The organism is Polynucleobacter sp. AP-Kaivos-20-H2 (genome assembly GCF_018882215.1).
Lineage (GTDB): Bacteria > Pseudomonadota > Gammaproteobacteria > Burkholderiales > Burkholderiaceae > Polynucleobacter.
The window spans coordinates 755045-769401 of the sequence record NZ_JACVOX010000002.1 but is presented as its reverse complement, the minus strand read 5'-3'; the positions used below and the strand labels follow the sequence as shown (position 1 = coordinate 769401).

Annotated in this window: 14 protein-coding genes and 1 tRNA gene; 3 read left to right on the top strand and 12 right to left on the bottom strand. The window is 45.7% G+C overall.

All coding sequences use genetic code 11. The features are described from left to right. Nucleotides 1–50 precede the first annotated feature (50 nt). Nucleotides 51–926, top strand: coding sequence for an MBL fold metallo-hydrolase (locus tag ICE89_RS08355; protein WP_216265502.1), 876 nt, complete (start codon nucleotides 51–53; stop codon nucleotides 924–926). A gap of 16 nt (nucleotides 927–942) precedes the next feature. Here ICE89_RS08355 and ICE89_RS08350 read toward each other — a convergent pair whose 3' ends face one another. From ICE89_RS08350 to def, 12 genes are all read right to left on the bottom strand, one after another. Further along, nucleotides 943–1176: a DUF2789 family protein gene (locus ICE89_RS08350; protein WP_112205697.1), complete on the bottom strand. Its 234-nt coding sequence runs from the start codon at nucleotides 1174–1176 to the stop codon at nucleotides 943–945. Nucleotides 1177–1509: 333 nt separating this feature from the next. Next, a complete protein-coding gene (locus ICE89_RS08345; protein ID WP_216265501.1) occupies nucleotides 1510–2031 on the bottom strand; it encodes a hypothetical protein in 522 nt (173 codons plus the stop codon). A gap of 17 nt (nucleotides 2032–2048) precedes the next feature. Then, nucleotides 2049–2579 carry a peptidoglycan-associated lipoprotein Pal gene (pal, locus tag ICE89_RS08340; RefSeq protein ID WP_370625347.1) on the bottom strand — a complete coding sequence of 177 codons (531 nt, stop codon included), beginning with the start codon at nucleotides 2577–2579 and terminating at the stop codon, nucleotides 2049–2051. Between the two features lie 47 nt (nucleotides 2580–2626). Continuing rightward, complete coding sequence (locus tag ICE89_RS08335; RefSeq protein WP_215272806.1) at nucleotides 2627–2980, bottom strand: hypothetical protein; 354 nt, start codon at nucleotides 2978–2980, stop codon at nucleotides 2627–2629. A gap of 235 nt (nucleotides 2981–3215) precedes the next feature. Then, a tRNA-Phe gene (locus ICE89_RS08330) sits at nucleotides 3216–3291 on the bottom strand. Between the two features lie 100 nt (nucleotides 3292–3391). Continuing rightward, the gene (locus ICE89_RS08325) at nucleotides 3392–4075 is read right to left on the bottom strand and encodes a response regulator (RefSeq protein WP_216265500.1); all 684 of its coding nucleotides are present in this window, start codon (nucleotides 4073–4075) and stop codon (nucleotides 3392–3394) included. Between the two features lie 2 nt (nucleotides 4076–4077). After that, nucleotides 4078–6387: an ATP-binding protein gene (locus ICE89_RS08320; RefSeq protein WP_216265499.1), complete on the bottom strand. Its 2310-nt coding sequence runs from the start codon at nucleotides 6385–6387 to the stop codon at nucleotides 4078–4080. Next, nucleotides 6384–6965, bottom strand: a complete 582-nt coding sequence (locus ICE89_RS08315) for a DUF4390 domain-containing protein (protein ID WP_255537473.1) — start codon at nucleotides 6963–6965, stop codon at nucleotides 6384–6386. The genes ICE89_RS08320 and ICE89_RS08315 overlap by 4 nt, the downstream gene beginning before the upstream one ends. Beyond that, nucleotides 6962–8278 carry a 16S rRNA (cytosine(967)-C(5))-methyltransferase RsmB gene (gene rsmB, locus ICE89_RS08310; RefSeq protein WP_216265498.1) on the bottom strand — a complete coding sequence of 439 codons (1317 nt, stop codon included), beginning with the start codon at nucleotides 8276–8278 and terminating at the stop codon, nucleotides 6962–6964. The genes ICE89_RS08315 and rsmB overlap by 4 nt, the downstream gene beginning before the upstream one ends. Before the next feature lies 1 nt (nucleotide 8279). Continuing rightward, nucleotides 8280–9146, bottom strand: a complete 867-nt coding sequence (htpX, locus tag ICE89_RS08305; protein WP_216263249.1) for a zinc metalloprotease HtpX — start codon at nucleotides 9144–9146, stop codon at nucleotides 8280–8282. 2 nt (nucleotides 9147–9148) lie between these two features. Next, nucleotides 9149–10147 carry a methionyl-tRNA formyltransferase gene (gene fmt, locus ICE89_RS08300; RefSeq protein ID WP_216265497.1) on the bottom strand — a complete coding sequence of 333 codons (999 nt, stop codon included), beginning with the start codon at nucleotides 10145–10147 and terminating at the stop codon, nucleotides 9149–9151. 8 nt (nucleotides 10148–10155) lie between these two features. Further along, the gene (gene def, locus ICE89_RS08295; RefSeq protein ID WP_216263251.1) at nucleotides 10156–10671 is read right to left on the bottom strand and encodes a peptide deformylase; all 516 of its coding nucleotides are present in this window, start codon (nucleotides 10669–10671) and stop codon (nucleotides 10156–10158) included. Between the two features lie 71 nt (nucleotides 10672–10742). Between def and dprA the strand changes: the two genes are divergently transcribed. Beyond that, nucleotides 10743–11417 (top strand): DNA-processing protein DprA, encoded by a 675-nt coding sequence (gene dprA, locus ICE89_RS08290; protein WP_216263252.1) that lies wholly within the window; start codon nucleotides 10743–10745, stop codon nucleotides 11415–11417. A gap of 221 nt (nucleotides 11418–11638) precedes the next feature. Then, on the top strand, nucleotides 11639–14311 hold the full coding sequence (locus ICE89_RS08285; RefSeq protein ID WP_216265496.1) for a DNA topoisomerase III: 2673 nt from the start codon (nucleotides 11639–11641) through the stop codon (nucleotides 14309–14311). Nucleotides 14312–14357: the final 46 nt, after the last annotated feature.

Genomic DNA, 14357 nt, shown 5'->3' with positions numbered 1-14357 from the left:
ACAAGTTAATATTCATTGGCATTCGGGGTTTACTGATCCTACAATGAATCATGGAAAATCAATATGCCCCAATCGTTAAAACCTTTTTTGATGCGCCCACTTGGACTTTTACTCATGTAGTTTATGAAAAGCCAGGTGGTCATTGTGCAGTTATTGACTCGGTGCTCAATTATGATCCCAAGTCAGGACGAACCAGCACTCATTCAGCAGATGAGGTAATTAAATTTATCCAAGAGCAAAGTCTGAAGGTTGAATGGATTTTAGAAACTCATGCCCATGCAGACCATCTAACAGCAGGGTCTTACATTAAGAAGCATCTTGGCGGCAAACTGGCAATCGGCAAGCACATTCAAGAGGTCCAAGCTGTTTTCAAAAACATTTTTCATTTAGAAGATGCATTTCAAGCCAACGGATCTCAATTTGACCATCTGATTGAAGCAAATGAGGAATTGCCTTTAGATAATCTAAAAATTAAATCTATGTTTGTACCGGGACATACTCCAGCTTGTATGGCTTATGTAATAGGCGATGCTATTTTTGTGGGTGACACAATGTTTATGGCTGATGTTGGTACAGCTAGATGTGACTTTCCTGGTGGTGATGCACATGCTTTATATAAATCGGTAAAGAGAATATTAAGTTTTCCTGATGAGACTAGGCTATATATGTGTCATGACTACCCGCCAAATGATCGGGAAGTAGTCTATGTAACAACAGTTGGCGAAGAGCGTCAACATAACATTCATATCCACGATGGCATTTCAGAACAAGACTTTGTGGCGATGAGAACAGCAAGAGACTCTACCTTAGAGATGCCCGTATTAATTTTGCCGTCAGTCCAAGTAAATATTCGTGCAGGTGAGTTTCCTCCCAAAGAGGCGAATGGTGTTTCTTACCTAAAGATTCCATTAAATTCTCTTGGGTAGTTAATTGATCAAAATTTTATTTTTGTATTAATAAATTAGCCAATTGATCTACAACTTCTGACCACTCTGAGTCGTCGGCCTTAGCTTCAATCAAAAATGCTTTTTGATCTGGCGCCCAGTAAATGGCATCGGGCAGATTAGACCCAGGCTTAAGTTGATGTCTTTCGATGTATCTCTCCATATGAATCTTTTGGGATGACAATCCTAACTGCTCAAAAAGCTCTTCCAAAGTTCTATTGTTCATGCTCATCAGAATTCTCCTTCACCAGTATTTGAAACGGGATCTCTCAACATCAACATCCCCACCTATAGCTCGCATCTTCATCTGACAATGCGGGCAAGTCAGCCCATCCCACTCTGCCAAATGCTGACTAGAAAGACAACTTGTACAAGCAGGCGAAATGCTAATTTCAGTATTAATACTGCCCGGATGAGCAACTGTATATGCATCGATAGTGGCGCAAGATTTACAGACCATGACTACCTTAGATGATTGAAGTCCAACCTCTTTGCCTATGCCACTAATGCATTCAAACCTGCAGGAACTACAAACAAATTTATATCTAGCCATAAATCTATACCACTAATTCTTTTTAGATTGAATATCTAGACGCTTCATGCGAGTATCTTGAATCAGTAATTGCCTTTCTTGATTAGCAACGCCAATAGTGATCTTTTTGGCTATGAGATCTGCATAAACGCCATCGATTTTTTTAAAGAACTCCCGATACACCGAAATCATCTCGGGACTTAATTCCTCTAGCGCAATAGGACGACAAGAATTAGCTTCAAGCAAGTAATTGGCTAATGCCTTAGCCTGTTGATCAGTTAATTTATCGGCTGAATTAAAGAGGGCTTGTGCATGCGGATTGTTCCTTGTAACAACGATGATCTGACTATCCACCAACAATGCATCTGCACTTTGATTACTGTTAACAATACAGTCATTAAGACGCTTAGCCACAGCACCTGTATGAACTGGGGCTATTGCAGTCATTGGTGCCGGCGCTTTAGCAACTTGTACTGGGTTATTGGGCGCAATATTTGTCGCACATCCACTTAAGAAAGCAATGCCTATCAAACTTAGCTTGAATATGTTTTTCATTGAATAGCCTTTGAAGTTTAGCGATACACAAAATCAGCACGGCGGTTTTCTTTAAATGCCGCTTCAGTTTGCGCTGGGTCAGCTGGCTTTTCTTTGCCAAAGCTCACTGCCTCTAGTTGAGACTCACTAACACCTTGAGAAACAAGCGCTTTCTTAACAGCTTCGGATCGCTTTTGGCCCAAGGCTAAGTTGTACTCAGCGGTTCCACGATCATCGGTATTACCTTGAATAATGACGGATGCCTTTTGCCTTTGAAATGCTTTCAAGTACGAAGCATGGGCAGAGATAGTAGAGGCATATTTTGGATCTAATGTATAGCTATCAAACTCAAAATAGATAGAACGCTTGCCATAAACGCTAGACTTAGAATCGCTGATTGGATCGTACGACATTGAGCCGCCAGCGTTGACAGTAGCAACACTATTAGCATCATCTAACTTAACGCTACTACAAGCGGAAACAAATAAAACCAATAATGCCAATGGCAATATTTTTACAAACTTAAACATGGTGAAATTTCCCAAATACGGCTGAATAGGCTCAGCCATGCTATCAATAGGATTGATCTTATTTAGACCAATCCCGACCAAGTAAATTAGGCGTTAGCTTTGGGTGGTTTAAATGCTGAGTCGGGGAAGTTTTGCGAAAACAAGACTTCATTAACGTTAGAGAACGAAGCCACTGCAATCGATGGAGAGAAAACGGTAATTTCAATTTCGCTAATATTAGCTGTTACATGGCTCATGAGGTACATGGTATGAACCTGCTCTTTGTCGTCAGCTGAGTCAGAGCTATTATGTGCTTGCTGTGACATTGAAGCATTGCTGTAGCTACCAGCAAGTTCTGCCCGCTCAATTGCGGATTGAATAAAAATACTTCCAGCGGCCGCCTTAAACGCAATCAAGACGAGGCATATAAATAAAACCAGTGTTTTTCTACGGGGCAACATGGCTCAAATTCTATACCTGATTGCCAAATTTGTCGTTTTAAACGACATAGCAAGTACAGACCCCAGGTAAGCGTCGCTTAAATCGACGGTTAACCAACGCAGGGATGACAAATCCCCAATAAATAAAGCGTCCTTTTAAAGGACAGTTCATGATGGGGATATCTAGGAGAAATGGTGCCAGACCGCGGCTAACACTAGAGACTCTATGGACCACTTCTAATGTTAGGAGAATTCTTGGTGGCCCGGGGCGGAATCGAACCACCGACACAAGGATTTTCAATCCTCTGCTCTACCGACTGAGCTACCAGGCCAAGACTTTGAATTATAACGAATTGGCTTGGGGTATCCGCAAATTTGCTTAGTACCCCGTGATTTCTGGGTTTTGTGTGCTTGGCCTTATTGGGTGAGCGCCTAGCTCTCGCCCTTATTGCGGGAGGTATCTATTCCCAATGCTTTCAGTTTGCGATACAAATGGGTTCGCTCTAGACCTGTGTACTCTGAAATCTTGGTCATGCTGCCGCCCATGATTTGCATTTGATGTTCAAAATACGCCTTCTCAAATAAATCTCTTGCCTCCCTCAAAGGAAGATCAAAGTAGGTTTTTGCAATTCCACTGATGTATTCTCCCTCGGCCGCTGAGGCAACCGACTCGGCAACCACCTGCTTTGGTGTGGCAACAGAATTAGCGCTCGACTGAACAGCCCTAACCTGTTCTGGCTCTACATATTTAGGAGAGCTCTCCAGTGCCTTACTGACTGTCTTTAAAAGCTTTTGCAGAGCAATCGGTTTTTCTAAAAAGTTGAGCGCGCCAATACGAGTCGCTTCAACAGCGGTGTCAATGGTTGCATGTCCCGACATCATCACTACCGGCATCGTGAGCTGACCAGTATTGGACCATTCTTTTAATAATGTAATGCCATCGGTATCAGGCATCCAAATATCTAACAAGACTAAGTCAGGGCGCATTTGTTCGCGAATAGTGCGTGCCTGTACCGCACTTTCTGCAGCGTACACAGTATGGCCTTCATCTGTGAGAATCTCATTGAGAAGCTCACGAATTCCCATCTCGTCATCAACAACCAAAATACTAGCCATGCTTATGCTGCCTCTTTTGCTAGATTCATAAACAGTATTGATACTTTCGCACCAACTACTTCTTCACCCTGCATACGGTTCCGAATTTCAATTTTGGCCGAGTGATCATCAATGATTTTCTTCACTACCGCCAAACCCAGACCCGTGCCTTTGCTCTTTGTTGTGACGTAAGGTTCAAAGGCTCTTGCCAATATCTTAGCTGGAAATCCAACACCACAATCACTTATTGTTAATCGCACAGCATTTTGAGCTATGCCATTATGCTCACCATAAGGGACCAACTCTGTCTTAACCTCTACCGGGCTGGCGGGATGGGGCCCTTCAAGGGTGGCGTCTTGCGCATTTTGTAGCAAGTTATGGATTACCTGTCTTAGTTGTGTGGGATCCCCCATGATGTCTGGACAATTAGGATCTAACTGGGTACGCAGTGGGCTGCCCTCATAAAGCCCCAAAATTTCTGAGGTGAGCGTATTGATGGAAACTGGTTTGAGTTGTGGAGTTGGCGTCTTCGCAAAATCCCTAAAATCATTCACCATTTCTTTCATGGCTTGCACCTGGCCAATGATGGTTTCAGTGCTGCGATTGATCATTTCTTCTTGCTCTGGACTCAACTTGCCTGCAAGCTTATGCTGCAATCTTTCCGCAGAAAGCTGAATAGGCGTAAGAGGGTTTTTAATTTCGTGAGCAAGGCGTCTAGCGACTTCACTCCAAGCGATAGATCTTTGTGCGCTCACCACATCAGTAATGTCATCAAAAACAACCATGCGCAAATCGCCAGTTAGCTCTGTCCCACGCACGAATAGGGTCACACCTAATTCATTTTCAAATTCATTTGTAGTGTGTAGTTGAATTTGTTTTTGCCACACCGGCGCATTAGTCGGCGCGGTCTTTTGTTCTGCGTCTCCCTCGCCCAGGACTGCGAGCTTCATAGTAGAAAAGCCTTCTTTGATGGCTCCCTCAAACTCCAATAGGGCCGGGCTGCTGCCAAGGGGCCTTCCATCTAGCAGAGTAAGGTCCTGCCCAAAAATACGATCTGCACCAGCATTACTAGAAACAACGTTGTAGTTTTTATCGAAAATGCATACGCCTGCGGTAAGGCTACCCAATACTCGCTCTAAGAATGCTTTAGATTCTTGCAAAGAAGTGCGGGTATCGGCCAGCTGCCTAGTCATGACGTTAAATTGCCGTGTAAGCATGCCAAGCTCATCACCAGTATCAAGTTCTGGTTTTGGTGACAAATCTCCCTGTGCAACTGCCTGGGTGCCCCTTAGTAGCATTAGGAGAGGGCGTGCAAGCTGCCTGCCCAACATCAGCGCCAAAGTAATGGCCACGAAAACTGCAAAGAAAAGGGTGAGCGTTAATGTGCCCACAAACATCTTACGAAGACCTGTGCGCCCCAACGCTTTCTCTTGATACTCACTATATGCAGACTCCACAGCAAAAATGTTTTTTGCCAACGGGGTTGGTATGTAGCGTACTAGCTGTAAAAAATATTTATCATCCGCGTCTTTGCTCGCATCTAATTTGTTATGCATCGATTTTTTTCGTATGACAGGAACAATGGCTCTGATTCGATAGCCACGTTGACCACCTTCCACTTCAATTTGGTCTAAAAAGGTCATGCCCTTCTTGCTAAACGCTTCTGCAACCACGTCGGCACTAGGCGCAGGAAAGTATTTTTTAGGCTTTAGCTCGCTAGTGAAAATCAAATTGCGTTGCATATTGAAGAGGTCGACCTCTTGAATGCCAAATTGATTACGAATTTTCATCACTGTTGCAGCCACCTGCTCAGCGGAGGTACCCGATGGAATTTGAACGATCTGCTCGGCAATGAAATTACCCTCACCCAAAATTTCTTCTTGGGCTACTCGCAAAGTAACGCGTCCCAACTCTAAACCGGAGTTCAGTGCCGTCTCCACTTTGACGTCAAACCAAGTCTCAATGCTGCGGGACACAAACTGTAATGAAACGCCATACAAAATTAAGCCCGGAACAATTCCGACTAAAGCAAAAATCATTGCCAACTTTGCAATCAAGCGAGTGCCAAAGTGGCCGCGATACCAGCGCACGGCGATAACAGCCACCAAAATCAAAATAACCAGAGTTAAGCAAATCCCAATGACTACATTGGCTGCATAGAGCCAAATAAAGTAGTTATCAAAAAATTCTGTATTGGATGAGGCAATCGCCAATAAAACTAAAAGTAATAAAGCAAAGGCGCCGATCACACCAATCGTGATCGGAATGATTTTTTTACTCCAAGCTTTGGAAGTAAAAAAGCCTGGGTCTAGCATGGCCGCTATCGATCTCATCGCTTAATTAAATTAGGGCCATTAGGAGAAAATGGGAATCTATACCAATCGCTTGACACATTCCAGTCGCGGTTATTGAGTGCGTTTACTTGAAATGGTTTTGGTAGTTTACTAAGATCCAAGCTCATTCGCATGCTGGCTGTATAAGATTTACTGGTATCTAGTTGAGCGCCTTCAATGACTCGCCACCCACCAATACTCCCCACTGCCTGCAATGCCTCTGGCATAGTTTTGGCAGAAAAGGTAAAGCCCTCTGAAGCAATTCGGTACTGCTGCGTCAATGGCTGATAAGAAAGACGGGTCTGCCTTTGCACAAGCACAGATTTTTCATCAAACCAATACCAACGCGATCGCATTAAATCAAACTCCGTTTGGAAATAGAGAACAACGCCTTTTTGCACTGCGTCTTCTAGTCCGGGAGATAGCTCAATCTGAAAAGTGGCATTGAGAAGCCAGTCGTTATCCGCCTTCTCCAACTCAAAGGATTTAATTTTGATTCCTTCGGCGCTAACGGTTGTTGAAAAAATACCCAACACCATCAATAACAAAAAGAGTAATTGTTTAATTCTTCGGCTCATGGCCCATTTTTCTTAAACAAAGCATAGTAAAAACCGTCGTTTAGCTCACCTGGCAAAATCTGGCCTGGAGCGGCTAATCGTACCGCATTGGAGTGCTGCTCAGCAAACCAAACAGCCTGCTCCTCGCCCTCCTCAGGAAATATCGAGCAAGTGACGTACAAAAGGATGCCCTCCACTTGGAGCATCTTCCACGCTTGATTCAAAATGGCTCGCTGTCTTTCTTGCAGCGCCCGGATATCTGCTTCGCGCCTTAAAAATGGAATATCAGGATGTCGCGACACTATTCCAGAAGCTGAGCAGGGGGCATCAAGCAGAATCTTGTCAAAACGAACGCCATCCCACCAAGCCGCCTTGGAAGCATCGCCGCGTAACACGCAGACTTTGTCAGATTGCAAACGAAGGCGGTCTAGGTTGCCGCCAATTTTTCCAATGCGCTCGCCGTCTAACTCTAGGGCGCGCATTTCACAATCTGCAAGCTCCAATAGATGCGCAGTTTTCCCACCGGGAGCAGCACAGGCATCTAATACCAACTCTCTATCCTGGGGGTTTAATAAGATCACGGCCAGTTGTGCGCCTGCATCTTGCACAGACACAGCACCAGTATAAAAACCTGGCAAGTCTGACACGGGAACCGCTTCAGGCAACAAGAGAGCGGAAGGCAACTTAACACCAACCAATTCATCTATTGGTATTGATAAAATTCCGGCCTCAGATAATAAGGATTGATATTGCTCACGCGTATATTGCCTTTGATTTACACGCAAAATTAATGGTGCGCGCTTGGCCTGTTGAAACAAAATGGATTGCCATGCTTTGGAGTAATTGCGCTTGAGGTTTGCTCGCCACCAAGCAGGTACATACATTGGAATTGGATCAGGCGGAAAATGCTTCTCACCCTCTGGCGGATGCACTACAAGACTTACCTTGCGCAATACCGCATTCACCAAACCTTTGGCATACATGGTTTCATCATATTCGCCAGAGGCTTTCACTGCCTGATCCACAATCGTGTGGGCTGGATAGCCCTTGCTCTCCGTTGGATCTTGTAAAAATAAGGCAATCGCAACGCTGAGCAAATGATCCACTTCAGGAGGCGGAGTCTTTGGAATAAATTGCTTAATGAATTCATGAGAGCGCACCCATTTGCGGAGCGCATCAAAGCTCAGACTCTGAACGATTGGGCGTTCATATGCTTCCAGCTGATCCAGAACTTCTGTAAGCGATCTTCCGCTCATGACCTCGCTTACCGCTTGTGCAGCAATCGTGATTGCTTCAGAGAGCGGGAGACTGCGTGGTGTTTTTTGATCAGTCAAATTAATTTGCTCCGGGATATACCCCGTTTTTAGCCATACTCATTAAACGTGCCACCCGCTCTTCAGTTGGTGGGTGGGTTGAAAATAGTTGCGCAAGACCGCCAGCACTCAAGGGGTTAAGAATCATCATCTGCGCTGTTTCAGGATGCTGTTCAACCGCTTGAAACGGAATGCCTTGCGCGTAGTTATGAATTTTTTCTAGTGCCTGCGCTAGTGCCTCAGGATCAGCACTTATTTCGGCGCCACCGCGATCAGCTTCGTATTCTCTTGCGCGAGAAATACTCATTTGAATCAAGCTTGCTGCGATCGGGGCCAAAATTGCCACCATCAAGCTGGCTATTGGATTATTGGGTCTACCCTCAGAATCGCGCCCACCAAAGAACATGGCAAAGTTAGCCAATGCAGAAATGGCTCCCGCCATAGTGGCGGCAATAGTCGAAATCAAAATATCACGATGGCGAACGTGGGCAAGCTCATGCGCCATCACACCCCGTAGTTCACGATTTGAGAGAATTTTCAGAATGCCTGTTGTTGCGGCAACCGAAGCATGGTCTGGATTGCGCCCTGTTGCGAAAGCATTAGGAGCATCTTCATTAATTAAAAATACTTTAGGCATCGGCAAGCCAGCCTTCTCCGACAACTCTTTAACGAGTCCGTAAAACTGGGGGGCAGATCTTTCATCAATCTGTTGAGCATTAGTCATCTTCAGAACCATGGTGTCGGAAAACCAATAGCTGAAAAAATTCATTCCAACAGCCAGCACCAAAGCCATCAACATGCCCTGTTCGCCGCCCAACATACCGCCAACCACAATAAAGAGTGCCGTAATTGCTGCCATCAAAACAGCAGTCTTTGCAAAATTAAACATTTCTACTCCTTTGTTTGAAAGCACAACAATTTTTCACCAACAACAATCGGCTGCAAGCACGTTTTGGCATCTATTTTTTTACCGCCCGATTTTTGCATCTCTAAGACCTCAAGCACCTCTTCACCACACTGTATATATGCGCCCTTATTACTAAAACCAAGCACCTCGCCCGCTCTACCGATGGCGCTTACAGATTTTGGGTCTGCAAGTCTTGAATTCCAAAACTTCACAGCCAGTCCATTGAGATTGCTACTTGCCCCTGGGAAGGGATTAAGGGCCCTAATGCGCAGATCAATTTCTTTGGCAGTGAGAGTCCAATCGATCTCCGCCTCACTCTTCAGTATTTTTTCAGCATAGGTAATGCCATCTTTTTCTTGAGGTACTCGAGATAAATCTTTGCCTTGCTCTAAAGTATTTAAAACATCCACTATCAATTTTGCGCCAAGATCTGCTAAGCGATCATGTAAGCTTGCGCTCGTTTCATCACGAGCAATTTCAAGATCAGTAACCAAAACAGTATCTCCGGTATCCAAGCCGACATCCATTTGCATAATGCAAACGCCCGTTTTGGCATCGCCTGCTTCAATTGCTCGCTGAATTGGTGCTGCACCACGCCAGCGCGGTAACAGAGAGGCATGAATATTAAAGCTGCCGTGTCTTCCTGCTCTCTCGCTTATATCTAAAATCTCTTGGGGCAAGATCAAGCCATAGGCCACCACCACCATGGCATCAAAATCAATGGAGGATAAGCGCTCATTAGCAGCTGCAGCTTGAGCTCGCTTTTGCGGATCTGCACTAGTGAGCCGCAACGTCTCTGGTTGGAGCACGGGAATATTTTTTTGCAAAGCAAACTCTTTAACTGGGCTTGCCTGAAGGTGCATGCCCCTGCCGGCACGGCGATCGGGCTGCGTTAAAGCCAAAACAATTTCATGACCAGCATCGTAAATTGCGCGCATCGCTTGCGCAGCAAACTCAGGAGTTCCAGCAAAGACGATTTTCATTCGGGCGCTTAGCGCTGACCTACTAATTCTTTTGCGCGCTTCTTCATTTTTTGTGAGATACGAGTTCTTTTAAGTATGGATAAATACTCAACAAACACCTTGCCTTGCAAATGGTCTAACTCATGCTGCAAACAAACTGCCAATAAACCATCAGCCTCTAGTTCGAATTCTTTACCGTCAACATCTAAAGCCTTCACTCGAATCTCGGATGGTCTTTCAACTTCGTCATAAAACTCGGGAACAGATAAACAACCCTCACGCCAAGATTTTGTTTCAGAGCTTGCCCAAACAATTTCTGGGTTGATAAAAACCATTAATTCGTTTTGTCCATCAGACACGTCAATCACCACGATGCGCTCATGAATATCTACCTGCGTCGCAGCTAAGCCAACGCCGGGAGCTTCATACATAGTATCTGCCATATCGGCGACAATTTTTTTAATGCGAGCGTCCACTTGCTCCACCGGTTTAGCAACCTTGTGCAAGCGTGGGTCTGGGTAACAAAGAACGGATAACAAAGCCATATAGGAATTATCCAACAGAGCTATCAGTCTGTCCTGATTGCCGCAATTCCCCCAAAGAACAAAATTGATTTATGCAAACATCACCAGTACCTAATGCCGTTCTCCAAATCGATCGTCAAAGCCATCATTACCCAAGTCGCCTCCGTGATTTATATGATCCCCCAGGGTGTCTTTATATATATGGAAACATTCATCTTCTGAAAAGACCCATGATTGCGATCGTAGGCTCAAGAAACGCCAGCCCTGAAGGTTTAAAAAATGCATGTCTGTTTGCTCAAGCATTATCGAAAGCGGGCGCCTTGATCGTTTCTGGCCTAGCAAGGGGGGTCGACAGTGCCGCCCACCGAGCCGCCATTGAGCTTGGACCCAATCATTACACTGCGGCAATATTAGGAACCGGCATAGATGTCGTCTACCCCCGGCAAAATATTGGACTATCTCAAGCCATTAGCCAGCAGGGAGTATTGGTGTCTGAGCTCCCTCTGGGGTCGGGACCGAAAGCATGGCACTTTCCTAGAAGAAATCGCATTATTGCCGCTTTAGCGCTTGGTGTCGTTGTAATAGAGGCGGCGGAAAAGTCAGGCTCCCTCATCACTGCACGCCTGGCCGCAGACCTTGGAAGAGAGGTTTTTGCCCTCCCTGGGCCCATCCAAAGCACAAATTCTGCCGGCTGTCATTTGCTTATTCAGCAAGGCGCAAAACTAGCCTTTAGACCGGATGATGTTCTGGAAGAGCTTTGTTTTTAAGCAAAATATCATTTAAACAGCCTAAAAAGGGGTTTTTATCTTAAAACCGGGGGTATCGACCCTCCCAAAACTGGCCAAAAATAGCGGGTTTTGGACTTTTCCCAATTTATCGGTTAATAATAAAAAAGGGGTGTGCAATTGGCTAAGTCCGATTTTGGTATAAATTGGCCATCCGTTTTACCCCAAAAACATCATTTCTAGCTCAAATTTAGGCATAACGCGTGGCAACTAAAGCAACTACCAAAAAAAGCAGCCCAAAGACTACCGCCGGGGATCACCCTAAGGCGCTCATCATTGCAGAGAAGCCTTCTGTTGCCAATGACATTGCTAAGGCCTTGGGCGGCTTTACAAAGTATGAAGATTATTTTGAGAGCGATGAATTCCTAATCTCTTCCGCGGTTGGGCATTTATTAGAAATTGCTGCCCCCGAAGAATTTGACGTAAAACGCGGCAAATGGTCATTTGCCAACTTGCCGGTGGTGCCGCCATATTTTGATTTACGTCCGATTGCAAAAACTGAGTCACGCCTCAAGGTTTTACAAAAGCTCATTAAGCGCAAAGACGTTACTGCCCTCATTAATGCTTGTGACGCGGGACGCGAGGGCGAGTTAATTTTCCGCCTAATTGCGCAACACGCAAAGGCATCGCAATCTATTCAGCGCTTATGGTTGCAATCGATGACTCCAGCCGCCATTCGCGAAGGCTTTACCAACTTACGCAGCGATGAAGATATGAAGCCTCTTGCTGATGCGGCTCGTTGTCGCTCAGAGGCAGACTGGTTGGTTGGCATTAATGGCACGCGCGCAATGACTGCCTTTAATAGCAAGAGCGGCGGCTTCTTCTTAACGACTGTAGGTCGTGTGCAAACTCCAACGCTTTCTATTGTGGTGGAGCGCGAAGAGCTCATTCGCAAGTTCATCTCTAAAGATTACTGGGAAGTGAAGGCTGAATTTATCGCTGCTGCTGGCGTGTATGAAGGCCGCTGGTTTGACCCTAAATTCAAAAAGGATGCTGCCGAGCCCGACGCACGTGAGAACCGCCTATGGAGTGAGGCTGCAGCTCAAAGTATTGTGGCTGCATGCCGCGGCAAAAAAGCAAGCGTGACTGAAGAAGCCAAGCCTGCTTCACAGCTTGCTCCTCAGCTATTTGATTTAACTAGCTTGCAACGTGAAGCAAACGCGCGTTTTGGATTCTCTGCAAAAAATACATTAGGTCTTGCACAGGCTTTATATGAGCGCCACAAAGTATTAACCTATCCACGCACCGACGCAAAAGCGCTTCCTGAAGACTACCTCGATACCGTTAAACAAACCATGGAGAACCTTGCTGAGCATTCGCAAGAATATCGTGCTTTTGCTAAACAAATTTTGAAGGGTGACCCAAAGGATCCCAAGGCCAAGGCCGGCTATGGTTGGGTAAAGCCAAACAAACGAATTTTTGATAACTCTAAAATTTCTGATCACTTTGCGATCATCCCAACATTAGAAACGCCTAAAACTTTAAGCGAGCCCGAAGCCAAGCTCTACGACTTGGTTGTGCGTCGTTTCTTGGCCGTGTTTTATCCTGCCGCAGAGTTCCGAGTGACCACACGCATTTCCGAGGCGTCCGGACACCACTTTAAAACCGAAGGTCGTGTGCTTGTAAACCCTGGTTGGCTAACGGTTTACGGCAAATCTAATCAAGCAGACGATGAACTCGTTCCCGTCCAAGAGGGTGAGGCCGTACAAACTGAGTCTATTGCAGCTGTGCCATTGAAAACCAAGCCGCCAGCACGCTATACAGAAGCAACCTTACTCTCTGCAATGGAAAGTGCGGGTAAGTGGGTTGATGATGATGACATGCGCGAAGCGATGGCTGAAAAGGGATTGGGTACACCAGCAACTAGAGCTGCCATCATCGAAGGCCTGCTGGCTGAAAAATACATGGTGCGCGAAGCTCGTGAGATGATTCCAACTGCAAAAGCCTTCCAACTAATGACTTTGTTGCGCGGCTTAGATGTTGAAGAGTTAACTCGCCCTGATCTCACTGGTAGCTGGGAGAACAAACTTTCTCTCATCGAGCAGGGCAAGATGAATCGCGATACTTTCATGCAAGAGATCGCGCAAATGACTCAGCGCATCGTCAAGCGTGCTAAAGAATACGATAGCGATACCATTCCAGGCGACTACGCTACCATGACCACGCCATGCCCACACTGTAAGGGTCCGGTAAAGGAAAACTATCGACGTTTTGCCTGTGAAAAGTGCGGCTTTACGATTAGCAAAACACCTGGTGGGCGCGCATTTGAATATCCTGAAGTTGAAGAGTTGTTGCGTGAAAAAATCATCGGACCTCTGCAAGGTTTCCGCAGCAAAATGGGGCGTCCATTTGCCGCAATTATTAAATTAAGCGAAATTCCAGAGGATGACAAAGATTATCCAAATGCGGGTTTCAAACTTGAGTTTGATTTTGGCAACACGCAAGATGATGAGACTGAAGCCGTCGATTTCACGGGCCGTCTAGCGCTAGGCGTTTGTCCAAAGTGTTCGGGCGCAGTATATGAAGATGGCATGCGTTACGTTTGTGAAAACAATACTGGCCCCAATAAATCATGTGATTTCAAAACCGGAAAAGTAGTTCTACAACAAGAGGTCTCGCCAGAACAGGTTCAGAAGTTACTGAAAGAGGGCAAAACAGATCTTCTAACTAACTTTAAGTCAAACCGCACTGGCCGTGGCTTTAAGGCCTATTTAGCGCTAGATTCTGCCGGCAAAATTGGTTTTGAATTTGAGGCTAAAGCGCCTAAGGCTGAAGGCGCCGCTCCCGCAAAGAAACGAGCGGGCGCAAGTGCAGCGACTAAGTCTGCAGCAAAACCTAAGCGCGCAAGCAAAGCAAAGTCATCCTCTAGCAGTTGAGCTGTAATCAGCTTAGCCGCTAGAGCGGACCACAAAATTCCTCTCG

What these genes read in the sequence shown, in the direction of transcription:
- ICE89_RS08355 (WP_216265502.1), top strand. Translation starts at nt 51, where the DNA reads ATGGAAAATCAATATGCCCCAATCGTTAAAACCTTTTTTGATGCGCCC.
- ICE89_RS08350 (WP_112205697.1), bottom strand. Translation starts at nt 1,176, where the DNA reads ATGAGCATGAACAATAGAACTTTGGAAGAGCTTTTTGAGCAGTTAGGA.
- ICE89_RS08345 (WP_216265501.1), bottom strand. Translation starts at nt 2,031, where the DNA reads ATGAAAAACATATTCAAGCTAAGTTTGATAGGCATTGCTTTCTTAAGT.
- pal (WP_370625347.1), bottom strand. Translation starts at nt 2,579, where the DNA reads ATGGCTGAGCCTATTCAGCCGTATTTGGGAAATTTCACCATGTTTAAG.
- ICE89_RS08335 (WP_215272806.1), bottom strand. Translation starts at nt 2,980, where the DNA reads ATGTTGCCCCGTAGAAAAACACTGGTTTTATTTATATGCCTCGTCTTG.
- ICE89_RS08325 (WP_216265500.1), bottom strand. Translation starts at nt 4,075, where the DNA reads ATGGCTAGTATTTTGGTTGTTGATGACGAGATGGGAATTCGTGAGCTT.
- ICE89_RS08320 (WP_216265499.1), bottom strand. Translation starts at nt 6,387, where the DNA reads ATGAGATCGATAGCGGCCATGCTAGACCCAGGCTTTTTTACTTCCAAA.
- ICE89_RS08315 (WP_255537473.1), bottom strand. Translation starts at nt 6,965, where the DNA reads ATGAGCCGAAGAATTAAACAATTACTCTTTTTGTTATTGATGGTGTTG.
- htpX (WP_216263249.1), bottom strand. Translation starts at nt 9,146, where the DNA reads ATGTTTAATTTTGCAAAGACTGCTGTTTTGATGGCAGCAATTACGGCA.
- fmt (WP_216265497.1), bottom strand. Translation starts at nt 10,147, where the DNA reads ATGAAAATCGTCTTTGCTGGAACTCCTGAGTTTGCTGCGCAAGCGATG.
- def (WP_216263251.1), bottom strand. Translation starts at nt 10,671, where the DNA reads ATGGCTTTGTTATCCGTTCTTTGTTACCCAGACCCACGCTTGCACAAG.
- dprA (WP_216263252.1), top strand. Translation starts at nt 10,743, where the DNA reads ATGCAAACATCACCAGTACCTAATGCCGTTCTCCAAATCGATCGTCAA.